This is a genomic window from Streptomyces sp. 840.1 (assembly GCF_003751445.1).
Classification (GTDB): Bacteria; Actinomycetota; Actinomycetes; order Streptomycetales; family Streptomycetaceae; genus Streptomyces.
Map to the genome: position 1 here is coordinate 965,959 of NZ_RJUU01000001.1, position 21,892 is coordinate 987,850.

Genomic DNA, 21,892 nt, shown 5'->3' on the forward strand with positions numbered 1-21,892 from the left:
GGTGGAGCGCGGCACGGCGCCGCTGTGGGGCGGGGCGCCGTGCCGTGCGTGGTGGTGCGGTGGTGCGGGTGCGGCAAGGTGGTGATCAGGCTCAGCCGAGCACCGCGAGGGCGTCGATCTCGATGAGCAGGCCCTTGGGCAGGCCGACGTAGACCGTCGTACGGGCGGCGGGGGCGGCCTTGAGGTTCTGGTCGCCGAAGTAGGTGTTGTAGATCTCGTTCATCTCGGCGAAGTGGTCGACGTCGGTGAGGTAGACGCGCATCATCATGACGTCGTCCCAGCTCGCGCCGCCCTCCTCCAGGATCGCCTTGACGTTGGCGAAGGTCTGCAGGGTCTGCTCGCGCAGGGTGGGACCGGCCGGGGTCGGGGCCTGGCCGTCCACGGCGGGCAGGAAGCCGACCTGGCCGGCGACCTGAAGGATGTTCCCCTTCTTCACTCCGTGCGAGAACTTCGCGGGCGGAGCGGTGTGGGTGCTCGGGGTGAGTGCGGTCTTGTCGGTCATCGCTGATCAGGCTTTCTTGGGTCGGGTGGTGCCGGAGTACTCCCGGCTGATGGTGTCGGCGGTGCGCCGGACCAGTGGGAGCAGGGTGAGGAGTTCCTCTGCCGTGACGACCACGTTCGGTGCGGAGACCGACATCGCGGCGACGACGCGCCCGTCGGCGCCGCGAATGGGGGCGCCGACGCAGTTGATGGATTCCTCGTGGCCACCGAGATCGGTGGCCCAGCCCTGTTCGCGTACGGCGGCGAGTTCCTTGAGGAACGCACCGGCGCCGGGGGTCGAACGGGACGTGTACATGGGGTAGTCGAGCTTCTCGGCGACGGCGCGCCGTTCCGGCTCGGTCAGGTCGGCGAGCAGGAGCTTGGCCACGGCGGCGACGGTGATCGCGACGGGCTTGCCGATCCGGGAGTACATCCGGACCGGGTAGCGGCTCTCGACCTTGTCGATGTAGAGGACCTCGTTCTCCTCGTACACCGCGAGGTGGACGGTGTGTCCGCAGCTCTCGTTGAGTTCGGCGAGGTGCGGGTGGGCGATCTCACGGACGTCGAGGTTCTCGACGGCCTCCTGGGCGAGCGCGAAGAGGCGGGCGCCGAGGCGGTAGCGCTGGTCCTGCTGGCGGTAGACGAGTCCGTGCTCGTGGAGCGTGCGCAGCAGCCGCAGCGCGGTGGACTTGTGGACGCCGAGCCGCTCGGCCACCTGCCCGAGGTCGGCGGGTCCCTGCGCGAGCAGCGGCAGGATGCTGAGCGCCCGGTCGACGGTCTGGCTCATTGCGTACGTACCTCCTGGTCGTCCCCCGTCCAGCCGGGGCCGAGACGCAGTCTCCCCCAGGCGGCGTCGTCGAGGGCCACGAGGCGGTCGGCCCGGTCGCGCGCGGGCGGGTCGGTGAGGTCGCCGGGGACGGTGAGGGCGGCGGCGGCCATCAGGTGGCCGTGCCGGGCGCGGTCGCGGACGGGCAGTCGGCGCAGGGTGGCGGAGAGGAACCCGGCCGCGAAGGCGTCACCGGCGCCGACGGGCGCGACGACGTCGACGCGCAGCGCGGGGACGTCGGTGACGGTGTCGCCCTCGATGACCGTCGCACCGTCGGCGCCGCGCTTGACGACCAGCACGGCCGGTTCGGGCAGTGCCGCACGGATCGCCCCGGCCCCGGTGATCCCCCAGGCCTCCTCCGCCTCGTCCTCCCCGACGAAGACGAGGTCCGCGCCCCGGGCCAGGTCCAGCAGGACGCGCGGGGAGGCGTCGCCGTCGCGCCACAGTCCGGGCCGGTGGTTGACGTCGAAGGAGACGAGCGGGCGGCCGGGGCGCGGGGCGGTCAGCTCGCGCAGCAGCGCGAGGCAGTCGGCGGAGAGCGCGGCGGTGATGCCGGACAGGTGCAGGACCCGGCCGGCGAGCAGGGCCTCGTGCGGGACGTTGGCGGGGGACATCGCGGAGGCGGCGGAGCCGGCCCGGTAGTAGGCCACCTCGTGGATGTCGGCCGCGCGGTCGGTGGCCGTGCGGAAGTAGATGCCCGTGGGCCGGGCGGGGTCGCGCCGCACGGCGGAGGTGTCGACGCCGTAGCCGGCGATCGTGTCGACGAGGTGGTCGCCGAAGCCGTCGGCCCCGACCCGGCTCACCCAGGCCGCCCGGTGCCCGGCCCTGGCGAGCGCGCAGGCGACGTTGGACTCGGCGCCCCCGATGCCCCGGCCGAAGGACGGCACGTCGGCGAGGCGCCCCGGCTGCGAGGGCAGGAACGTCACCATGGACTCACCGAGGCACACGACATCTGTGGTCGTGGCGTCGGCGGCGGTCCTGGCCGGGGTTCCGGACACTCGGGGCTCCTCTGGGTCTGCGGGCGGCGCCGGTTCTCACCATTGACCGGGCGTCGGCTCGGATGTTAGACAGCCCTGAGCGATATACGCAATGGGTGTTGCATATGCTGCAACGCAATACAGTACAGATGACTGACGATGACCGACGACGACCCAAGACGATCTACTTCGATCGAGGAGGCCCCCATGGCTGCCGAGGCTGCCGACCGTCCCGTGGCCGGACTGGCCGGACTCGCTGATGAGCGGGTCGACCACCGGTTCAAGGCGCTCCCGCCCGACGCGCAGGGGCTGACCGTCGCCGAACTGGCCGCCGAGCGCCGCGACCTCTTCACCGGCGGGTTCACCACCCCCGTGCTCGCCCTGTCGGCCGAGTCCGTCGAGCACAACCTCGCGCTCCTGGAGACGTACGCACGGCGCCACGGCCTCGTGTTCGCCCCGCACGGCAAGACCTCGATGTCCCCGCAGCTGTTCGCCCGCCAGCTGGAGCACGGCGCGTGGGGCATCACCGCGGCCGTCCCGCACCAGGCCCGCGTCTACCGGGCCTACGGGATCCAGCGCATCTTCCTCGCCAACGAGCTCGTCGACGCCGCCGCGCTGCGCTGGCTCGCGGGCGAGCTGGACGCCGACCCCGGCTTCCGGTTCGTCTGCTACGTCGACTCGGTGCGCGGCGTCGAGCTGATGGACGAGGCCCTGCGCGCGGCCGGTGCCTCCCGCCGGGTCGACGTCGTCGTGGAGCTCGGCGCCGGTGAGGGCGCCCGCACCGGCGCCCGGACCGAGGCCGACTGCGCCGAGGTCGCCGACGCGGTGGCCTCGGCCGGGTCCCTGCGCCTGGTGGGCGTGGCCGGTTACGAGGGCGAGGTGCCCGAGGCCTCCGGCGAGCGGGTACGGGACTGGCTGCGCCGGCTCGTCGCGCTGGCCGCGTCCTTCGACGCGCAGGGACGGTTCGCCGCGCTGGAGGCCGGTGAGCAGATCGTGATCAGCGCGGGCGGCAGCGCCTGGTTCGACGCGGTGGCGGACGTGTTCGCCGAGATCCCCGAACTGTCCTCCCCCGTGTGCAAGTTGCTTCGCTCGGGGGCGTACGTCTCGCACGACGACGGCCACTACCGCCACCTCACGCCCTTCAACCGGGTCCCCGAGGAGGGCGCGCTGCAGCCCGCCTTCCGGCTCTGGGCGCAGGTCGTCTCGCGCCCCTCCCCCGGGCAGGCGTTCCTCAACGCGGGCAAGCGGGACGCCGCCTACGACCTGGACCTGCCGCAGGCGCAGGTCGTGCGGTCGGGGCGGGACGGATCGGTCCGCGAGGCCTCGGGGATCGAGATCACCGGCCTGTCCGACCAGCACGCGTGGGTACGGACGGCCGAGGGGGCCGCACTGGAGGTCGGGGACTGGGTCGGAATGGGCCTGTCGCACCCCTGCACCAGCTTCGACAAATGGCAGCTGATCCCCCTGGTGGCGGCGGACGGCACGGTCACCGACTACATCCGCACGTTCTTCTGATCCCCTGCGGGGTGCCTTTCCCCACCCCGCCCCTTCCCGCAACCGGGGCTCCGCCCCGGACCCCGCGCCTCAAACGCCGGCGGGGCTGGAACGCGAAAGGCACCCCCTATGGACCTGGTCATCCGCGACACCCGCGTCATCGACGGCAGCGGCACCCCCTCCTACCGCGCCGATGTCGCCGTACGCGACGGCCGCGTCGCGGAGATCCACCGCGAGGACTCCCCGGGCCCCCGCCCCTCGGCCGCCCGCACCCTGGACGCCGACGGACTCGCCCTCGCCCCCGGTTTCATCGACATGCACGCCCACAGCGACCTCGCGCTGCTCCGCGACCCCGACCACAGCGCCAAGGCCGCACAGGGCGTCACCCTCGAAGTCCTCGGCCAGGACGGCCTGTCGTACGCCCCGGTCGACGACCGCACCCTCGCCGAGGTCCGCCGCTCCATCACCGGCTGGAACGGCGACGGCAGCGACATCGACTTCGACTGGCGCACGGTCGGTGAGTACCTGGACCGGCTCGACCGCAACTTCGGTGGCCGGGGCATCGCCGTCAACGCCGCCTACCTGATCCCGCAGGGCACCGTCCGGATGTACGCGGTCGGCTGGGACGACCGGCCCGCCTCCGAAGCCGAGCTGACCCGGATGAAGCAGCTCGTCGCCCAGTCCATGGCCGAGGGCGCGGTCGGCATGTCCTCCGGGCTCACCTACACCCCGGGCATGTACGCGGACGACGCCGAACTCACCGAGCTCTGCCGCGTGGTGGCCGGGCACGGCGGCTACTACTGCCCGCACCACCGCTCCTACGGAGCGGGCGCGCTGCGGGCGTACGAGGAGATGGTGACGCTCACCCGCACCGCGGGCTGCGCCCTGCACCTCGCCCACGCCACCATGAACTTCGGCGTAAACGAGGGGAAGGCGCCGGAGCTGCTCACCCTCCTGGACCGGGCCCTGGACGAGGGCGCCGACATCTCCCTGGACACCTACCCCTACACCCCGGGCTGTACGACGCTGGTCGCCATGCTGCCGAGCTGGGCGAGCGAGGGCGGCCCGGAGTCGGTCATGGCCCGGCTGGCCGACGACGCGACGGCGGCCCGGATCCGCCACGACATGGAGGTCGTCGGGGCGGACGGCTGCCACGGCGTTCCGATCGAGTGGGACCGCATCGAGATATCCGGCGTCAGCGTGCCCGGCCACGAGGCGTACGTCGGCCGTACGGTGGCCGAGTCCGCCCGGCTGCGCGGCGAGGAGCCCTGGGTGACCGCGCGGCGGCTGCTCATCGACGACCGGCTCGGCTCCACGATCCTCCAGCACGTGGGCCACGAGGAGAACGTCCGGCAGATCATGCGCCACCGCGTCCACACCGGCGGCAGCGACGGCATCCTCCAGGGCGACAAGCCGCACCCGCGCGCCTACGGCACCTTCCCGCAGTACCTCGGCCGGTACACCCGGGAGCTGGGCATCCTCTCCCTGGAGGAGTGCGTCGCCCACCTCACCTCCCGACCGGCGGCCCGGCTGCGGCTGGCCGACCGGGGCCTGGTCCGCGAGGGCTACCGCGCGGACCTGGTGCTGTTCGATCCCGCGACGGTGGCGGCCGGCTCCACCTTCGACCAGCCGCGCACCCTGCCGTTCGGCATCCCGCACGTACTGATCGACGGCCGCTTCGTCATCGAGGACGGCAGGCGGACCCAGACCCTGGCCGGCCGTTCGGTGCGCTCCACGACCTGAGGGCCGTCCCGTACTCCCTGGCGGGCGCCACGACGACAGCGCTTGGGGTCCCGGGGCTATCCGGCGCCTTCCGCCCGCTCCCGCGCCCACGCCAGGTCCTCCTCGGTGGGGGCGTCGTCCTGGGTGAGCGCGCGGCGCCAGTAGCCGCTGAACTCGACGGCGGACCTGGGCAGTCCGCGCTCCTCGACGAGATGGCGGCGCAGCGCGCGGACCGTGCCGGCCTCCCCGGCGAGCCAGCCGGCCACGTCGTCGCCGGGCAGCGCGGCCGACCGGACCGCGTCCAGCAGCGACTCGCCCCGGTTCCGGTGCACCCAGCGCACCGTCACCTCGGCCGCGCTGTCGAACCGCTGCTCCTCGGCGGCGTCGGCCACCTCGGCGCAGACCGTCGCCCGCGCCCCGGCCGGCAGGCCTTCGAGGATCGTCCCGATCGCCGGGAGCGCCGACTCGTCACCGGCCAGCAGCAGGTGCCCGGCCGCGGGCAGCGGCCGGGCGTACGCCGAGGAGGGGCCGACCATGCCGGCCACGTCCCCGGGCCGGGCGGCGCGGGCCCAGCGGGTGGCGGGCCCGTCGTCGCCGTGGAGCACGAAGTCGACGGCCATCAGGCCCGAACCGGGTTCGTACGAGCGGACGGTGAAGCTCCGCATGAGCGGCCGCTCCGCCTCGGGGATCGCGAGGTACGCCTCGTACCAGCGCATGCCGTAGGTGTCCTCGGCCTCCGGCTCCGGCAGTCGGGGCACGCGCTGTCCCGGCCTGGGGAAGCAGAGCTTCATCTGCTGGTCCGGCCGGTTCTCCAGCAGTGCGGGCGGCGAGTCCCCGGAGAAGCTGATCCGCAGCATCCTCGGGGTGACCCGCTCGACCTCCACTACCCGCACATACGAAACAGCCAACGCCTGCACCACCATGGCCACACCACACCTCTCACCGGACCGGATACCTCACGCTCGACACCCACGTTTGATACTTTACGTCGTAAGGAGTTGCCGGGGCAGAAGTTACTTTATGGCGTAAGGAGTCGCAAGTGGTGGTCTATGCCGGGCAGGGCGATGCCCGTCGGTCGATGTCGCTGCTGTGGCGCTCGGCCGCGCCGCCGGAGCCGGGCCGCGCCGCCGGGCCCGGCCCCAGGCAGGGGCTGACGGTCGACGCGATCGTGGCCGCCGCGATCGCCGTGGCGGACGAGGACGGCATGGCCGCGCTCTCCATGCGGGCGGTGGGCGAGCGGCTCGGGCGCACGGCGATGGCGCTCTACACCTACGTCCCCGGCAAGAGCGAGCTGCTGGACCTGATGTACGACGCGGCGCACGCCGAACTCCCCGCCGGACGCGCCCCGGGCGGCGACTGGCGTACGGACCTGACGGAGTGGGCGCGGGACACCCTCGCGTTCTACCTGCGCCACCCCTGGGTGCTCCAGGTCTCCCAGGCCCGTCCGGTGCTCGGCCCGCACGAGTACGCCGCGCTGGACGCGCTGGTGCGCCTCCTGCGCGGCACGGGGCTCGACGCCGGGGTGCTCCGGCGCCTGGTCGGGACGTTGTTCCACTTCGTGCGGGGCGCCGCGCAGACAGTCGCCGACGCACGCGGGGCGGCGTCGGCGACGGGGCGGCCGGACGAGGAGTGGTGGTACGCCCGCTCGGCGGCGCTCGGCGAGCTGGTCCCGGACTTCGCGGACCGCTACCCGGAACTGAGCCGGATGGAGCGGGAATCGGCGCCGCCGCAGCCGGCGGCCGACGACGCGGTGCCGTATCCGGAGCGGGAGGCGCGGGAGATGTTCGACGCGGGCCTCGGCGTACTCCTGGACGGCGTCGAGGCGGCGGTCCGGCGGGGCGGCCGGGGAGCCGGCCGGGCGAACCCGCCCTGACTCCCCCGCATCACCACCGGCGTCCGCTTCACCACCGGTACGGGTCCACCACCGGTACCGGCTTCACCATCGGTACCAGCGGCCGCGGCTGGCCCCGGAGCCCGAGCGCAGCAGAAAGCCGAGCAGCCAGACCACGAGCACGATGGCCGCTATCCACCACAGCAGATTGAGCGCGAACCCGGCACCGAACAGCAGCAGAACAAGCAGCAGAACGACCAGAAGGGGAACCATTTTTATCAACCTCCGCGCATTCGAGTGCCCCGGTCGCGCCGGACCACACCTCGCCGCCCGCATTCCTCCCGGAGCGGCGCGGGACCGTTTCTCCAGCGCTTCCCCGGGCACCCGGAGCACATGAATATTTCTGCGGCAGCCCGAGAAGGACACGGAAAGGCCAGACGCGCGGGAAACGGCTCGGCGGTCGAGGCCGCCGGCCGTGCCGGCTTCGTGGCCCGCGGGGTGATCTACTTCCTGGTCGGCGTCCTGGCGCTGCGCATAGCGTTCAACGACACCGGCGGCAGCGGCGGAAAGACGGCGGACCGGGGCGGGGCGCTGTCCGAGATAGCCCAGAAGCCCTTCGGCTCGGTCCTGCTGTGGGTCCTGGGCGTCGCACTGGCGGGCATGGCCCTGTGGCGGCTGTCCGAGGCCGCGTTCGGGGCCGCCGGCCCCGATGGACAGAAGGCGACCAAACGGCTGGCGTCGGCCGGACGCGCCGTGTTCTACGGCTTCGTGTCCTACTCGGTCCTGATGTTCGCCGCGGGCGACCGGGGCAGCGGCAGCGGTTCGAGCGACGCGCAGTCGCAGGACGTCACGGCGAAGGCCCTGGACCTGCCGGGCGGCCGCTGGCTGGTGGGTGCGGTCGGTGTGGGCGTCGCGGGCGCGGGCCTGTGGATCGCCGGCCGGGCCGCGCTCCGCAAGTTCCACAAGCACCTGCGCATGGGCGAGATGTCACGCACCGAACGACGCGCCGTGGACATCACCGGCGTCTTCGGCGGGGTCTCCCGAGGGCTGGTCTTCGCGGTGGCGGGCGGCTTCGCCGTGGCCGCCGCGGTGAAGGCCAGGTCCGGTGAGGCGAAGGGCATGGACGACACCCTGCGCTCCCTCAGCACCACTCCGGCCGGCCCCTGGCTGCTGGCCCTGATCGCGGTGGGACTGGCGGCCTTCGGCCTGTTCTCCTTCGCCAACGCCCGCCGGCGCCGGATCTGAGCCGGGCGGGCGACGCGGGCGGGCGACGCGGGCGGGCGACGCGGGCGGGCGACGCGGGCGGGCGACGCGGGCGGGCGACGCGGGCGGGCGACGCGGGCGGGCGACGCGGGCGGGCGACGCGGGCGGGCGACGCGGGCGGGCGACGCGGGCGGGCGACGCGGGCGGGCGACGCGGGCGGGCGACGCGGGCGGGCGACGCGGGCGGGCGACGCGGGCGGGCGACGCGGGCGGGCGACGCGGGCGGGGCGGGGGCCGAGGCCCCCGCCCCGCCCTGCCGTTACGGCTTGGGCAGCTCACAACCCGCTGCGTCCAGGTCGAACTTGTTGCCGGCGCCGATGCACGGCACGATGCCGTAGGTCTCCTGGGCGTAGTTGATGCCCTCGCGGACCGTCACCTGGCCGTTCTCGTCGACCTCGCACGGGTTGTTGTCCGTGCACTCCTGCCCGTCCTCGTTACCGGTGTTGTTGACGGCAACGACCTTGCCGGTGGCATTGTCGATCACCGGCGAGCCGGACGTGCCGCCGATGGTCTGGCAGGCGGAGGTGTAGCGGACCGAGTCCTTCCAGGTCCACTCGCCCTCCTTGAGCCGGTAGACGAACCCGTCGACGTTGCAGCTGTAGGTGCGCTTCCAGTACCCGGACGCCACGGTGATCGCCGTGCCCTGCACCGGGTGCGCGGTGTTGAGCTCCAGCGCCTCGATCCCGTAGTCGCTCTCGATCTCGGCGTACGTGGAGGTGAGTTGGTACACCGATATGTCGGTGTCCGTCATCGTCCCGTACGCGATCTTGCTCGCCCGCACCGTGCCGAGGTCGCCGCCCGAGGCGTCCAGCAGGGTGAAGCTGCGGGTGGACGGCTGGTCGATCACGACCTCGCCGGGCCCGGGGAAGCCGGACTCCATGCAGTGCCCGTTGGAGAGCACGAGCGCGGGATCGTCCGGCTGGGATCCGGGCGTACGGACCACCGATCCCGAACAGTTGCTGAGCGCCACGGTGCCGGCGAAACCGACCGCCTTGGTCCGGGGCTTCGCCCGGACCGCCGTGTGGCTCGATGATGCCGCCGCCCTGACCGTGCTGGGCGCTGTCGCGTCGTGGCTTGTGGCCGCGGTCGCGGGTGCGGTGCCGGCTCCGAGGAGCAGCACGGCGAAGAGCGCACCGACGAGAGGCTTTTTCATGTGGGGGTCCCCTCAAGTGACCTGCGCAGAGCGTGTGGGGCCTCTGCGACCGAAGTTCTTCCGGTTTTGACATGCGCATGGTGGCGCATTGCCGGAAGTCGCACAAGGGGCGGATCAGGTCACCGGGCCCCGCCGGCCGCCGGACCGGACGGCTGCGGCAGCGGCAGCGGCAGCGGCAGCGGCAGCGGCAGCGGGCAACCGCCGGATCCGGCCGCCGATTTGACCGCCAGTTCCGGCCGACTGTCGGACCCCCCTGACAGACTTCTTCCATGACTGACGCAGTGAAGGGCCCCGCCAGCTATTTCCCGTCGATCGAGCAGAAGTACGGCCGTCCGGTCGCGGAGTGGAAGGACCTCATCCGCGCCTCGCCGCTGACCAAGCACATGGAGATCGTCGCGTGGCTCAAGTCCGAGCACGCGATGGGACACGGCCACGCCAACGCCCTGGTCGCGCACACGCTGGCCGAGGACAAGGGAAAGTAGCCGGAACGCGGCACGGGCCCGTCCCGGCTGCGTACCGTCTGGGCATGACTTCCGATCACGCGCACGTTCTCGACCTCGACGCCTACCTCGCCCGCATCGGCTGGAGCGGGGAGCGCCGCCCCACGGCGGCCGTGCTGCGCTCCGTGCACCGTGCGCACGCACTGGGCATCCCGTTCGAGAACCTGGACCCCGTCCTCGGCACCGTGCCCTCGCTCGCCCCGGCCGATCTGGAGGCGAAGCTCCTGCGGAGTGACCGCGGTGGCTACTGCTACGAGCACAACACCCTGCTCACCGCCGCGCTGCGGGCGCTCGGCTTCGAGGTCACGCTGCTCTGTGCCCGGGTCGTGCTGGGCGCGCACCCCGGGGACGTCCGGCCCCGGACGCACATGCTGATGCGCGTCGGCGTGCCCGGTGAGCCGACGCCGTACCTGGCCGATGTCGGCTTCGGCGCGATCGGCTCGCTGCTGGAGCCGATCGCGCTGGCCACCGGGGCCGAGCTGGACGACGGCCCGCGCCGCCACCGGCTCGTGCACCCGCCGCACGACGGGCCGCTGGAGCTGTGGGAGCTCCAGGCCGCGACGGACGGCGGCTCGTGGCAGGCGCAGTACGCGTTCACGGTGGAACCCTTCGAGGCACCCGACTTCGAGGTCGTCAACTGGCACATCGCGACCAACCCGCGTTCGCCGTTCGCGCGGGTGCTGTACGTCCAGCGCACCACCGAGGACGCCCATCTGGCGCTCACCGGCCGCACCCTCGTGGTGACGGCGAACGGGGGCGGCCGCGAGGAGCGGGAGCTGGCGGACGGGGCCGAGGTGGAGCGGGTCCTCGCGGAATCCTTCGCGATCCGGCTGCCGGAGGGGGCCCGGCTGCCGGAGTGACGGCAGGTTGCCGGAGCGACGGCGGGCTCGCGGAGTGACGGCGGGCTGCCGAAGCGAGGGCCCGCCCGGCGCCTCCGTGGCGCATCTCACCCGCCCCGCCCGCTCGCACCCCGGCCCCACACCTTTCCAAGCCCGGCCCCCGTCCGCGCCCGGGGTTCCCACGGTTCACGGGCGGTGGGCGCATGGGATGGAAGCCGGGCGGGGCGGGCCGGACGACCCGGCTGGGTCAACCTGCGGGGAAAGGCCGGGCACCCCGCGAAACACAGTCGTAAGCTCGCAGACATGCAGGTCATCCAGTCCACGAAGCTCGCCAACGTCTGTTACGAAATCCGGGGCCCCGTGCTGGAGGAGGCGATGCGGCTGGAAGCGGCAGGCCATCGCATCCTCAAGCTGAACACCGGCAACCCCGCCGCGTTCGGCTTCGAGTGCCCGCCGGAGATCCTCGAGGACATCCTGCGCAACCTCTCCGGGGCGCACGGCTACGGCGACGCGAAGGGGCTGCTGTCCGCGCGGCGGGCGGTGATGCAGCACTACCAGACCAAGGGGATCGACCTCGACATCGAGGACATCTACCTGGGCAACGGGGTCTCCGAGCTGATCCAGATGTCGATGCAGGCACTGCTCGACGACGGCGACGAGGTGCTCGTACCGGCTCCTGACTACCCGCTGTGGACGGCGTCGGTCTCCCTCGCCGGCGGCACTGCCGTGCACTACCGCTGCGACGAGCAGTCCGACTGGATGCCCGACCTCGCCGACATCGAGCGGAAGATCACCGACCGCACCAAGGCCATGGTGATCATCAACCCGAACAACCCGACGGGTGCGGTGTACGACGACGAGATGCTGCGCGGACTGACGGAGATCGCCCGCCGCCACAACCTGGTCGTCTGCTCCGACGAGATCTACGACCGGATCCTGTACGACGGGGCGACCCACACCCCGACCGCCGCCATCGCGCCCGACCTGATGGTGCTCACCTTCAACGGGCTGTCCAAGAACTACCGGGTGGCCGGCTACCGCTCGGGCTGGATGGCGGTCTGCGGCCCGAAGGCGCACGCCTCCTCGTACATCGAGGGGCTGACGATCCTCGCCAACATGCGGCTGTGCGCCAACATGCCCTCGCAGCACGCTGTGGCGACCGCGCTCGGCGGGCGGCAGTCGATCAACGACCTGGTGCTGCCGGGCGGCCGCATCCTGGAGCAGCGGGACGTGGCGTACGACCTGCTGACGCAGATCCCGGGCGTGACGTGCGTGAAGCCGAAGGGCGCACTGTATCTCTTCCCCCGGCTCGACCCGAAGGTCTACAAGATCAAGGACGACAGGCAGATGGTCCTCGACCTGCTGCGGGCCGAGAAGATCATGGTCGTGCAGGGGACGGGGTTCAACTGGCCGGAGACCGATCACTTCCGGGTCGTGACGCTGCCCTCGACCGAGGACCTGACGGACGCGATCGGCCGGATCGCCCGCTTCCTGGACGGATACTGCCAGGTGTAGACGGCGGCGGAACCAGGTGCAGACGACAGGCGGAGCCGGTGCGGACACGGCCGGGGCGAGGGTTCATGCCGCCAGATCCCGAATCTGGACAACTTTAGACTGAATCCAAGCTAGGATGGTTCCACAGCAACACCAGGAGGCCATCCATGTACGAACCGATCCGCACCAAATCGGTCCACACACCGGCCGACCACGCCGACTTCCCGCACCGCAGCCGCGAGGAGGAGCTGGACATCCAGCTCGCCGGACATCTGGCCGCACTGCTCGCGGTCACCGACGAGCTGGGACTCGGCGAGGCGGGCGACCGTATCGCCGAACAGGTCGCACGGCTGCGTGGCACACCGCCCGCCCGGCACGCCGGTCTGACCGAAGCCCCCGCACCGGCCCTGCACCGTCGCGCCCACGCCCTCGCGGGCCGCGCGCTGGTGGTGGCGGCGTCCCGCGCCGACACGGCCGCCGCGATCCTCTCGGCCGAGCGCATGGACGCCCACGCGGCGGCGGCCCCGGTCGCCACCGGCCCGTCGCACCTGGTCGGCGCCCTCTAGACGGCCCCGGTCCACATGCCGTAGAGGCGTGTGGACCGGGTGCCACCGCACAACACCGACGGCCCGGCCCGTTCCGCAGTTCACGCGGAACGGGCCGGGCCGTCGGTCTGTCAGTACCTGCTTGCCGTCAGCGTGTGTCCGCGCGCCGGGCGTATCGGAGGTGACGGCGTTGCGCAGGACCGCGTCGCCGGCGTCCGGGTCGTTGGTGCCGTACCGGTACTGCTCGAAGGTGACGTCGAGGCCGCCGTTGCCCGGGAGCGGCCGGTTGCAGAGCATCCCGGCGACCCGGTAGTTCGCGTGGTCGGTGAGCTGGAGCCGGCCCGGCGTCTCACCCGGCGTGGGCACGGGCGGGGTCGTCCGGGTGGCGGGGTCGTCGCACGGCACGGACCGGGACTCATCGGCGGGCGGGCCTCAGGGCGAGGCCGAGGCGGAAGCCCGCGCGGCCGGGGCGGTCGACAGGAACGTCACGTCGGTGACCACGCACTGCGGCCGGCCCCGCACCGGGACCGGCCCGGCGATCTCCCTGGTCACCGTGGCACCCACCGCCAGATCCTTGATCACCACGGTGCGTCGGCCCGCCGCCTCGCTCCCGCCCGCACCACCGCCCTTGTCCCGCAGGTGCCGGAACGAGAGGTACACCGTGTAGCTGCCCCGCCGCTTCGCCCGGCTCGTCACCCGCACCTCGGCCACCGGACCGCCGGTCGCCGCGTCCCGTCGGCACGAGGCGACAGTGACGTCCCGGGACGGGAAGCGCAGGTCCTCGTGGTTCTTCCCCCAGGCGTCGAAGAAGGCCGCCACCAGGGCGACCGGGGACAGCACCAGCAGCGAGACCGTCACCACGATCAGGGTCACCGCCCAGCGCGGCATGCCGGTGCGCCGCCGCCGCGGCATGCGGGTGTGCTGATCCGGGTACGGCGGTATCGCCGACAGCGTCATGGCCCCCCACACCCCCCGCGCCCCCCGGCACGGCCGGGTCCAACGTAGGCCGGGGCCCATCCCTGCGACAGCTCCGGCCGGTCACAGCCCGACTACGAACAGGGCGGGCCGGTTCGCGCGCGGCAACCGCCTCCACGGGGACGGCCCCCGGAACCGCATGCCGGTTCCGGGGGCCGGGGCCGTGTTCGTGCACGTCCCCACCGCGGCAGGCCGTTGACCCCACAGGTCAGGGCGGATGTCGGGAGCCGGGCCGCGGGGTTCGAAGGGCGGGATCAGCCCAGGCGCTGGACCAGGGCGCGGTACTCGTCCCACAGCTCCTTCGGCGTGTGGTCGCCGAAGGTGTTGAGGTGCTCGGGGACCAGCGCCGCCTCCTCGCGCCAGACCTCCTTGTCGACCTTGAGCAGGAAGTCCAGGTCCGCCTCGGAGAGGTCCAGGCCCTCGGTGTCGATGGAGCCCTTGGCCGGCAGGATGCCGATCGGGGTCTCGACGCCCTCGGCCTTGCCCTCCAGCCGCTCCACGATCCACTTCAGGACGCGGCTGTTCTCGCCGAAGCCGGGCCAGACGAACTTGCCCGCCTCGTTCTTGCGGAACCAGTTCACGTAGTAGATCTTCGGCAGCTTCGACTGGTCCGCCTTGTCCGCGCCGACCTTGATCCAGTGGTTCATGTAGTCGCCCATGTTGTAGCCGCAGAACGGCAGCATGGCGAACGGGTCGCGGCGCAGCTCGCCGACCTTGCCCTCGGCGGCGGCGGTCTTCTCGGAGGCGACGTTGGCTCCGAGGAAGACACCGTGCTGCCAGTTGAAGGACTCGGTGACCAGCGGCACGGCCGAGGCGCGGCGGCCGCCGAAGAGGATGGCGGAGATCGGCACGCCCTTCGGGTCCTCCCACTCGGGCGCGATGATCGGGCACTGGCCGGCCGGGACGGTGAAGCGGGCGTTGGGGTGGGCGGCGGGCGTGGGGGACTCGGGGGTCCAGTCGTTGCCCTTCCAGTCCGTGAGGTGCTTCGGGAGCTCCTCGGTCATGCCCTCCCACCAGACGTCGCCGTCGTCGGTGAGCGCGACGTTGGTGAAGACCGAGTTGCCCCACATCGTCTTCATGGCGTTGGCGTTGGTGTGCTCGCCGGTGCCGGGCGCGACGCCGAAGAAGCCGGCCTCGGGGTTGATCGCGCGCAGCCGCCCGTCCTCACCGAACCGCATCCAGGCGATGTCGTCGCCGATGGTCTCGACGGTCCAGCCGGAGATCGTGGGCTCCAGCATGGCGAGGTTCGTCTTGCCGCAGGCGCTGGGGAACGCGGCCGCGACGTACTTGGACTCCCCGCGCGGCGGAGTGAGCTTGAGGATCAGCATGTGCTCGGCCAGCCAGCCCTCGTCGCGCGCCATGACGGAGGCGATGCGCAGCGCGTAGCACTTCTTGCCGAGCAGGGCGTTGCCGCCGTAGCCGGAGCCGTAGGACCAGATCTCGCGGTCCTCGGGGAAGTGCGAGATGTACTTGGTCGAGTTGCAGGGCCACGGAACGTCCTCCTGGCCCTCCTCGAGGGGTGCGCCGAGCGTGTGGACGGCCTTGACGAAGAAACCGTCGGTGCCCAGTTCGTCGAGGACCGGCTGTCCCATGCGCGTCATGGTGCGCATGGAGACGGCGACGTAAGCGGAGTCGGTGATCTCGACGCCGATCGCGGAGAGCGGCGAGCCGACGGGGCCCATACAGAAGGGCACGACGTACATGGTGCGGCCGCGCATGGAGCCCCGGAAGACGCCCTGGTCGCCCACGAAGATCTCCCGCATCTCGGCGGGGGCCTTCCAGTGGTTCGTCGGACCGGCGTCCTCCTCCTTCTCGGAGCAGATGAACGTACGGGTCTCGACCCGTGCGACGTCGCTCGGGTCGGAGGCGGCGTAGTACGAGTTCGGGCGCTTTATCTCGTCGAGTTTGGTGAACGTGCCCTTGGCCACGAGCTCCCCGCACAGGCGCTCGTACTCGGCCTCGGAGCCGTCGCACCAGACCACTTGGTCCGGCTCGGTGAGGGCTGCGATCTCGTCGACCCAGGAGACGAGCTCCCGGTGGTTGGTGGGAACAGTGAGGGGAGCCGCGATGTCGCGCGCCACGATCGCTCCTTGATGAGGGTGTCTGTTGTTAGTTGCCCCGTGGGGGCCGCGACCCGGATGCTTCTACCCCTTCGAATTTCCCCTGGCGCTCATCCGGTGCCGACCGCACTCATTTGATCATCCGACCGTTTCGCCCATATGTCCAGGGGGCCGCCCACGTGAGCATCGCCACTCATATCCGCAACCTACGGTGGCGTAGGTACGATGCGGGAATGACTGCTGCTGCCGCCGCCGCGCCCGAACCCGCCGGGCTGGAACCAGTTGGAACCGATGCCGCCGAGCTGAAGCCACGGATGCGCGGCTGGCTGCACGCCGGCATGTTCCCGGCGGTCGTCGTCGCGGGCATCGTGCTCATCGCGCTCACGGACACCACCCGCGGCCGGATCGCCTGCGGCGTCTACATCCTGACCGCGTGCCTGCTGTTCGGCGTGAGCGCCGTCTACCACCGCGGCACCTGGGGGCCGCGCGGCGAGGCGGTGCTGCGCAGGCTGGACCACGCCAACATCTTCCTGATCATCGCGGGCACCTACACCCCGCTGACCCTGCTGCTCCTGCCCCGCTCCACCGGGACCCCGCTGCTCTGGGCGGTCTGGGGCGCGGCGGTCGCGGGGATCGCCTTCCGGGTGTTCTGGGTCGGCGCCCCGCGCTGGCTCTACACGCCCTGCTACATCGCGATGGGCTGGGCCGCGGTCTTCTTCCTGCCGGACTTCATGCGCACCGGTGGCATCGCGGTGCTGGTGCTGGTCGTCGTCGGCGGAGTGCTGTACAGCGCGGGCGGCGTCATCTACGGCATCAAGCGGCCGAACCCCTCGCCGCGCTGGTTCGGGTTCCACGAGGTCTTCCACTCGCTGACCCTGGCGGCGTTCGTCGTGCACTACGTGGGCATCTCCCTGGTGGCGTACAGCCAGGGCTGACCCCTCACCGCACCCACTCCCCCTCCTCCCTCATGGCCGTGACTCCCGAGTCACGGCCATGACGCATGTCAGGACGTATTCGACTCCTCCGACCTCATCGATCCCGTCAACCCCATCGACCCCATCGACTCCGCCCGACCCCACCGACTCCCTGATTGACACTCACCACCTTTTGAGAGTTACTGTCACTTGACTGTAACTCTCAAAGGAGTAGCCATGAACCGACGCTGGTGGGCCCTGGGCGCGCTGGTGACGAGCACGCTCGTCCTCGGCTTCGATATGACGATCCTCAACGTGGCGCTGCCGACGATGGCCGGTGAGCTGGGCGCCGGCACCGGAGCACAGCAGTGGATGGCCGACGCGTACGTCGTCGTGTTCGCCGCGCTGATGCTTCCGGCGGGACTGCTCGGCGACCGCTTCGGCCGCCGCCGGATGCTCATCGCCGGGCTCGGCGTCTTCCTCGTCGGCTCGGTCCTCGGCGTACTCGCCGATGACGTGACCACGGTCATCGCCGCCCGCTGTGTCATGGGCGTCGGCGGCGCGCTCGTGATGCCCCTCGCCCTCGCCGTACTGCCCTCGCTGTTCGGCGAGCCGAAGGACCGGATGAAGGCCGTCTCGATCGTCTCGGCCGCCTCCGCGCTCGGCCTGCCGCTCGGCCCGATCCTGGGCGGCTGGCTGCTCGACCACTTCTGGTGGGGCTCGGTCTTCCTGGTCAACGTCCCGATGGTCGGCATCGGCATAGCCGCCTGCGTGTTCCTGCTCCCCGAGACCCGCGACCCGGCCTCTCCCCGGGTCGACCCGGTCTCCACCGCGCTGACCGCGACCGGCCTGGGCACGCTGATCTACGCGGTCATCGAGGCACCGGGCCGCGGCTGGGGCGACCCGCTGATCCTGGCCGTACTGGCTGCGGGCGCGGTCCTGATCACCGCGCTCGTCCTGCGCGAGCGCAAGGCGCCCCGCCCGATGCTCGACCTGTCCCTGCTGCGGCAGCGGACGTTCCTGCTGAGCACGCTCGCCGCGACGCTCGTGATGTTCGTGCTGGCGGGGCTGATGTTCATCCTGCCCGGCTACCTCCAGGCCGTGCTGGGCAACGACGCCTTCGGCACCGGCTTGCGGATGCTGCCGATGATGGGCGGGCTGATCGTGGCCACCAGGACCGGCGGCCCGGTCAACGCGCGCTTCGGGCCCCGCGCCACGATGTCGGCGGGGCTCGTCGTGCTCGCCTTCGCCGCGTTCCTCGGCAGCCGCACGACGGTCGACAGCGGCTACGGCTTCACCGCGCTGTGGCTGTCCGTCGCCGGGGCGGGCTTCGGCTTCGCCGTCGTCCCCGCCATGGACGCGGCGCTCGCCGCCCTGCCCGCGGACCGCTCGGGCAGCGGCTCGGGTCTGCTGATGACCGTGCGCCAGACGGGCAGCGCGCTCGGGATCGCCCTGCTGGGCAGCCTGCTCGCCGGTGCCTACGGCGGCCGCCTCGACACGACGGGCCTGCCGGCCGCCGCCGCGGACACCGCCGGGGACTCGGTCGTCGCCGCCCACGCCGTCGCGGCGAAGCTCGGCGCACAGCGGCTCGCGGAGTCCGCCGACGCCGCGTACCTGCACGGCATGAGCCTGGTCCTGCTCGTCATCGGCGCCACCGCCCTGGTCAGCGCCCTCCTGGTGGCGGCGTTCCTGCCCGGCACGAAGCCGGGGCTCGACGAGCCCGCCGACGTGGCCGCCGTCCCCGTCGATGCCTGACAATGGCGACCATGGCCGCCACTCCCCGTACCCCTTCCCCCGCCGAGCCCGGCGCGCAGCCCCCACTGGGACTGCGCGAGCGCAAGAAGCTCAGGACCCGGGTCGCCATCCGGCAGGCGACGTACCGGCTGATCGCCGAGCAGGGGTACGACGCGACGACCATCGAGCAGATCGCGGAGGCGGCGGAGGTGTCGCCGAGCACGGTGTTCCGGTACTTCGCGACCAAGGAGGACATCGTCCTCACCGACGAGTACGACCCGGTGATGGAAGCCTCGCTGCGGAGCCGGCCGGCCGATGAGGCGCCCCTGCTGTCGGTGCGGCTGATGATGATCGAGTCGCTGACGTCGTTCATGGAGACGGAGAACGAGGAGCTGCGCCAGCGCACCCGGCTGATGGTGGAGGTCCCCGCCATCCGGGCGCGGATGACGGAGACCATGTCGGACACGGCGAAGATCCTCGCCCAGGTCCTCGCGGACCGCACCGGCCGCAGCGCCGACGACCTGAAGATCCGGATCTTCATCGCGGCGGTGCTGGGCGCGCTGCGCGAAGTGACGCTCTACTGGGGCGAGCACGATCAGGAAGGCGACCTGATCGCCATGATCAACGACGCTCTGGACACCCTGGAGGGCGGCCTGCTGCTCTAAGGGCTGTCCCGTAATCCCTGGTGGATCAGCGCTCGGCGTCAGATGCGGTGCATCGCAAGGCGGAGGAGCGTCCGCATACTGGATGTATTCGGGCGTTTCGACAACGCAGCGAGGTGCCGTAGCTGTCGTCGAGTGCCCGCCAGGGATTACGGGACAGCCCTTAGGGCGTGGGGCGGAAGTCCCGTCTGTGCGGCGGGATCAGGCCCCGTCGCCCCCAAGAGCACGGGCCAGCTCCGCCGCGTCGGTCGTCGGCGCGTCGCACACGAAGTGCCTGCACACGTACGCGGTCGGCGCACCGCCCAGCATCGGACGGCCGGCCAGCAGCGGGAACTCCGAGCCCGACGTCTCGCCCGCCGCGACCACCGCGCCCGGCGCCCGTCCCAGCAGCGCCGTACGGTGCAGCTCACCGCCGACCGGCCCGGCGACGGCCACCTCGCGCGGGCCGTCGAGCAGCGCCTCGGCCACCGCGAGCCCCCAGCCGATGAACCGAGGCGCCTTCGGCCCGAGCGCCTTCACCACGCCCAACGCCTGCTCGGCGGCGGCGCGGTGGGGTTCCGATCCGGTGTACGCGGCGTACGAGAGCAGCGCGCCGGCCGCCGCCGTCCACCCTGCGGGGGTGGCGCTGTCGGTCGGGTCCTGCGGACGGCGGATCAGCTGCTCGGCGTCGTCCGCGGTGTCGTAGAGCTGACCGCCCTCGCCGGTGAAGTGCTGGAGCACGATGTCCAGCAGGAAGCCCGCGAACTCCAGCCAGACCCCCTCGCCGGTGACCGAGGCCAGGGCGAGGAAGCCCTCCGCCACATCGCCGTAGTCCTCCAGGACACCCGTGTGCTCCCCGGCGCGCCCGTCCCTGGACGTCCGCACCAGCCGGGCCACCGGGCCCATGTGGAGCCGAACCAGCAGGTCTGCGGCCTCGGTGGCGCGCTCGATCAGGTCGGGGCGGTCGAAGTAGGCGCCCACCTCGGCCAGGGCGGCGATCGCCAGCCCGTTCCACGCGGCGACCACCTTGTCGTCCCGCCCCGGCCGGGTGCGCAGCTCCCGGGCGGCGAGCAGCCGGGCCCGTACGTCGGCGGCCCGCGCCTCGTCCACCACCTCACCGGTGCGCGGTGGGTGGTGCGGTCCCTTCGGCGGCAGCTGGAGCACCGAGGACCCCTCCTCGAAGGTGCCCTCCTCGGTCACCCCGAAGTGCTCGGCCGCGAACGCGGCGTCGTCCTCGCCCAGCGCCTCGCGCAGCTGCGCCGGCGTCCAGACGTAGTACGCGCCCTCGACGTGCTTGCCCTGCGCGTCCTCGCTGTCGGCGTCGAGCGCGGAGGCGAAGCCGCCCTCGGCCGTGCGCAGCTCCCGGACCATGAAGTCGGCGGTCTCCAGGGCGACCCGGCGGGCCAGTTCGGAGCCGGTCGAGCGCCACAGGTGCGCGTACACCCGGCAGAGCAGCGCGTTGTCGTAGAGCATCTTCTCGAAGTGCGGCACGATCCACTCGCGGTCCACCGAGTAGCGGGCGAAGCCGCCGCCGAGCTGGTCGTACATCCCGCCCCTGGCCATCGCCTCGCAGGTGTCGGCCGCCATCTGGAGCGCACCGTCCGCACCGGTACGGGCGTGGTGGCGCAGCAGGAACTCGATCACCATCGACGGCGGGAACTTGGGCGCCCCGCCGAAGCCGCGGTTCTTCTCGTCGTACTCCCGGGTCAGCCCGAGCAGCGCCTGCGCCAGCTCCGACTCGGCCGGCAGCCCCTCACCGCCGTGCGCGAGGGAACGCTGCGACAGGTCGTGGACGATGCGCCCGGCGACCTCCCCGACCTCGTCGCGCCGGTCCGTCCAGGCAGCGACGACGCCTTCGAGCACCTGCCGGAAGGAGGGCAGGCCGTGGCGGGACTCGGGCGGGAAGTACGTCCCGAAGTAGAAGGGTTCCGCGTCGGCGGTGAGGAAGACCGTCATCGGCCAGCCGCCCTGCCCGGTCGCCGCCTGCACGGCCTCCATGTAGACGGCGTCGACGTCGGGACGCTCCTCGCGGTCGACCTTGACCGGCACGAAGTGCTCGTTCAGATACGCCGCGACGTCGTCGTCCTCGAACGACTCATGGGCCATCACATGGCACCAGTGGCAGGCCGAGTATCCGACGCTGAGCAGCACCGGAACGTCCCGCCTGCGCGCCTCCTCGAAGGCTTCGGGCGACCACGGCCACCAGTCGACGGGGTTGTCGGCGTGCTGGAGGAGGTACGGGGATGTCGCGTCAGCAAGGCGGTTAGACATGCGGCCATCCTGCCGCACGGCCCCCTCCGGGCTCAGGACCCGGGGCGGGGGCGCACGTCCCGGCGCAAGAGGCGCGGGCCGTATGCCCCCGCCCGCGTGGGCTTGTTCCCTGGTCCGATCCGAGACCGGTGGCCGCGAGCGGGCCGCCTCGCGGTCGTCGCTGCCTGCGGACCG

The 21,892-nt window shown here is 72.1% G+C and carries 20 protein-coding genes; 11 read left to right on the forward strand and 9 right to left on the reverse strand.

The window, feature by feature from the left end; genetic code table 11:
• Positions 1-91 precede the first annotated feature (91 nt).
• Genes EDD93_RS04270 through EDD93_RS04280 form a run of 3 tightly spaced genes read right to left on the reverse strand, consistent with a single transcriptional unit; the run spans position 92 to position 2,304 of the window.
• Entirely contained in the window at positions 92-502 is a 411-nt protein-coding gene (locus tag EDD93_RS04270; protein ID WP_123523899.1) for a RidA family protein, read from the reverse strand.
• A gap of 6 nt (positions 503-508) precedes the next feature.
• Positions 509-1,267, reverse strand: coding sequence for an IclR family transcriptional regulator (locus tag EDD93_RS04275; RefSeq protein ID WP_123523900.1), 759 nt, complete (start codon positions 1,265-1,267; stop codon positions 509-511).
• A complete protein-coding gene (locus tag EDD93_RS04280; RefSeq protein WP_123523901.1) occupies positions 1,264-2,304 on the reverse strand; it encodes a sugar kinase in 1,041 nt (346 codons plus the stop codon). Before EDD93_RS04280 ends, EDD93_RS04275 begins: the two co-directional genes overlap by 4 nt.
• Before the next feature lie 186 nt (positions 2,305-2,490).
• Between EDD93_RS04280 and EDD93_RS04285 the strand changes: the two genes are divergently transcribed.
• A complete protein-coding gene (locus tag EDD93_RS04285) occupies positions 2,491-3,798 on the forward strand; it encodes an amino acid deaminase (protein ID WP_123523902.1) in 1,308 nt (435 codons plus the stop codon).
• Between the two features lie 108 nt (positions 3,799-3,906).
• Positions 3,907-5,520, forward strand: coding sequence for an amidohydrolase family protein (locus tag EDD93_RS04290; RefSeq protein ID WP_123523903.1), 1,614 nt, complete (start codon positions 3,907-3,909; stop codon positions 5,518-5,520).
• Positions 5,521-5,576: 56 nt separating this feature from the next.
• Here EDD93_RS04290 and EDD93_RS04295 read toward each other — a convergent pair whose 3' ends face one another.
• The gene (locus EDD93_RS04295; protein ID WP_123527576.1) at positions 5,577-6,419 is read right to left on the reverse strand and encodes a siderophore-interacting protein; all 843 of its coding nucleotides are present in this window, start codon (positions 6,417-6,419) and stop codon (positions 5,577-5,579) included.
• A 119-nt stretch (positions 6,420-6,538) separates the two neighbouring features.
• Between EDD93_RS04295 and EDD93_RS04300 the strand changes: the two genes are divergently transcribed.
• Complete coding sequence (locus EDD93_RS04300) at positions 6,539-7,372, forward strand: TetR/AcrR family transcriptional regulator C-terminal domain-containing protein (RefSeq protein ID WP_123523904.1); 834 nt, start codon at positions 6,539-6,541, stop codon at positions 7,370-7,372.
• A 63-nt stretch (positions 7,373-7,435) separates the two neighbouring features.
• Here EDD93_RS04300 and EDD93_RS04305 read toward each other — a convergent pair whose 3' ends face one another.
• Positions 7,436-7,603: a hydrophobic protein gene (locus EDD93_RS04305; RefSeq protein WP_123523905.1), complete on the reverse strand. Its 168-nt coding sequence runs from the start codon at positions 7,601-7,603 to the stop codon at positions 7,436-7,438.
• A 120-nt stretch (positions 7,604-7,723) separates the two neighbouring features.
• Here EDD93_RS04305 and EDD93_RS04310 point away from each other — a divergent pair, with 120 nt between their 5' ends.
• A complete protein-coding gene (locus EDD93_RS04310; protein ID WP_123523906.1) occupies positions 7,724-8,575 on the forward strand; it encodes a DUF1206 domain-containing protein in 852 nt (283 codons plus the stop codon).
• 276 nt (positions 8,576-8,851) lie between these two features.
• Here the strand turns inward: EDD93_RS04310 and EDD93_RS04315 are convergent, their stop codons facing one another.
• A complete protein-coding gene (locus EDD93_RS04315) occupies positions 8,852-9,745 on the reverse strand; it encodes a serine protease (protein ID WP_123523907.1) in 894 nt (297 codons plus the stop codon).
• Positions 9,746-10,014: 269 nt separating this feature from the next.
• Here EDD93_RS04315 and EDD93_RS04325 point away from each other — a divergent pair, with 269 nt between their 5' ends.
• From EDD93_RS04325 to EDD93_RS04340, 4 genes are all read left to right on the forward strand, one after another.
• Positions 10,015-10,227 carry a DUF4287 domain-containing protein gene (locus tag EDD93_RS04325; RefSeq protein WP_123523909.1) on the forward strand — a complete coding sequence of 71 codons (213 nt, stop codon included), beginning with the start codon at positions 10,015-10,017 and terminating at the stop codon, positions 10,225-10,227.
• 44 nt (positions 10,228-10,271) lie between these two features.
• Positions 10,272-11,105, forward strand: a complete 834-nt coding sequence (locus EDD93_RS04330) for an arylamine N-acetyltransferase (RefSeq protein ID WP_123523910.1) — start codon at positions 10,272-10,274, stop codon at positions 11,103-11,105.
• A 282-nt stretch (positions 11,106-11,387) separates the two neighbouring features.
• Positions 11,388-12,599: a pyridoxal phosphate-dependent aminotransferase gene (locus EDD93_RS04335; protein ID WP_123523911.1), complete on the forward strand. Its 1,212-nt coding sequence runs from the start codon at positions 11,388-11,390 to the stop codon at positions 12,597-12,599.
• A 146-nt stretch (positions 12,600-12,745) separates the two neighbouring features.
• Positions 12,746-13,144, forward strand: coding sequence for a hypothetical protein (locus tag EDD93_RS04340; RefSeq protein ID WP_123523912.1), 399 nt, complete (start codon positions 12,746-12,748; stop codon positions 13,142-13,144).
• A gap of 411 nt (positions 13,145-13,555) precedes the next feature.
• Here EDD93_RS04340 and EDD93_RS04345 read toward each other — a convergent pair whose 3' ends face one another.
• On the reverse strand, positions 13,556-14,080 hold the full coding sequence (locus tag EDD93_RS04345) for a hypothetical protein (RefSeq protein ID WP_260255619.1): 525 nt from the start codon (positions 14,078-14,080) through the stop codon (positions 13,556-13,558).
• Positions 14,081-14,352: 272 nt separating this feature from the next.
• Positions 14,353-16,179, reverse strand: a complete 1,827-nt coding sequence (locus EDD93_RS04350) for a phosphoenolpyruvate carboxykinase (GTP) (RefSeq protein ID WP_123523913.1) — start codon at positions 16,177-16,179, stop codon at positions 14,353-14,355.
• 212 nt (positions 16,180-16,391) lie between these two features.
• Here EDD93_RS04350 and EDD93_RS04355 point away from each other — a divergent pair, with 212 nt between their 5' ends.
• From EDD93_RS04355 to EDD93_RS04365, 3 genes are all read left to right on the forward strand, one after another.
• On the forward strand, positions 16,392-17,093 hold the full coding sequence (locus tag EDD93_RS04355) for a hemolysin III family protein (RefSeq protein WP_123523914.1): 702 nt from the start codon (positions 16,392-16,394) through the stop codon (positions 17,091-17,093).
• A 216-nt stretch (positions 17,094-17,309) separates the two neighbouring features.
• A complete protein-coding gene (locus tag EDD93_RS04360) occupies positions 17,310-18,827 on the forward strand; it encodes an MFS transporter (RefSeq protein ID WP_123523915.1) in 1,518 nt (505 codons plus the stop codon).
• A gap of 11 nt (positions 18,828-18,838) precedes the next feature.
• On the forward strand, positions 18,839-19,471 hold the full coding sequence (locus EDD93_RS04365) for a TetR/AcrR family transcriptional regulator (RefSeq protein ID WP_123527578.1): 633 nt from the start codon (positions 18,839-18,841) through the stop codon (positions 19,469-19,471).
• Between the two features lie 198 nt (positions 19,472-19,669).
• Here EDD93_RS04365 and EDD93_RS04370 read toward each other — a convergent pair whose 3' ends face one another.
• Positions 19,670-21,718 (reverse strand): thioredoxin domain-containing protein, encoded by a 2,049-nt coding sequence (locus EDD93_RS04370; protein ID WP_123523916.1) that lies wholly within the window; start codon positions 21,716-21,718, stop codon positions 19,670-19,672.
• Positions 21,719-21,892 lie beyond the last annotated feature (174 nt).

Bases quoted from the DNA above. Each gene is read 5' to 3' on its own strand.
- EDD93_RS04270 (WP_123523899.1), bottom strand. From the start codon at position 502: ATGACCGACAAGACCGCACTCACCCCGAGCACCCACACCGCTCCGCCC.
- EDD93_RS04275 (WP_123523900.1), bottom strand. From the start codon at position 1,267: ATGAGCCAGACCGTCGACCGGGCGCTCAGCATCCTGCCGCTGCTCGCG.
- EDD93_RS04285 (WP_123523902.1), top strand. From the start codon at position 2,491: ATGGCTGCCGAGGCTGCCGACCGTCCCGTGGCCGGACTGGCCGGACTC.
- EDD93_RS04290 (WP_123523903.1), top strand. From the start codon at position 3,907: ATGGACCTGGTCATCCGCGACACCCGCGTCATCGACGGCAGCGGCACC.
- EDD93_RS04305 (WP_123523905.1), bottom strand. From the start codon at position 7,603: ATGGTTCCCCTTCTGGTCGTTCTGCTGCTTGTTCTGCTGCTGTTCGGT.
- EDD93_RS04310 (WP_123523906.1), top strand. From the start codon at position 7,724: ATGAATATTTCTGCGGCAGCCCGAGAAGGACACGGAAAGGCCAGACGC.
- EDD93_RS04315 (WP_123523907.1), bottom strand. From the start codon at position 9,745: ATGAAAAAGCCTCTCGTCGGTGCGCTCTTCGCCGTGCTGCTCCTCGGA.
- EDD93_RS04325 (WP_123523909.1), top strand. From the start codon at position 10,015: ATGACTGACGCAGTGAAGGGCCCCGCCAGCTATTTCCCGTCGATCGAG.
- EDD93_RS04330 (WP_123523910.1), top strand. From the start codon at position 10,272: ATGACTTCCGATCACGCGCACGTTCTCGACCTCGACGCCTACCTCGCC.
- EDD93_RS04335 (WP_123523911.1), top strand. From the start codon at position 11,388: ATGCAGGTCATCCAGTCCACGAAGCTCGCCAACGTCTGTTACGAAATC.
- EDD93_RS04340 (WP_123523912.1), top strand. From the start codon at position 12,746: ATGTACGAACCGATCCGCACCAAATCGGTCCACACACCGGCCGACCAC.
- EDD93_RS04345 (WP_260255619.1), bottom strand. From the start codon at position 14,080: ATGACGCTGTCGGCGATACCGCCGTACCCGGATCAGCACACCCGCATG.
- EDD93_RS04355 (WP_123523914.1), top strand. From the start codon at position 16,392: ATGACTGCTGCTGCCGCCGCCGCGCCCGAACCCGCCGGGCTGGAACCA.
- EDD93_RS04360 (WP_123523915.1), top strand. From the start codon at position 17,310: ATGAACCGACGCTGGTGGGCCCTGGGCGCGCTGGTGACGAGCACGCTC.
- EDD93_RS04365 (WP_123527578.1), top strand. From the start codon at position 18,839: ATGGCCGCCACTCCCCGTACCCCTTCCCCCGCCGAGCCCGGCGCGCAG.
- EDD93_RS04370 (WP_123523916.1), bottom strand. From the start codon at position 21,718: ATGTCTAACCGCCTTGCTGACGCGACATCCCCGTACCTCCTCCAGCAC.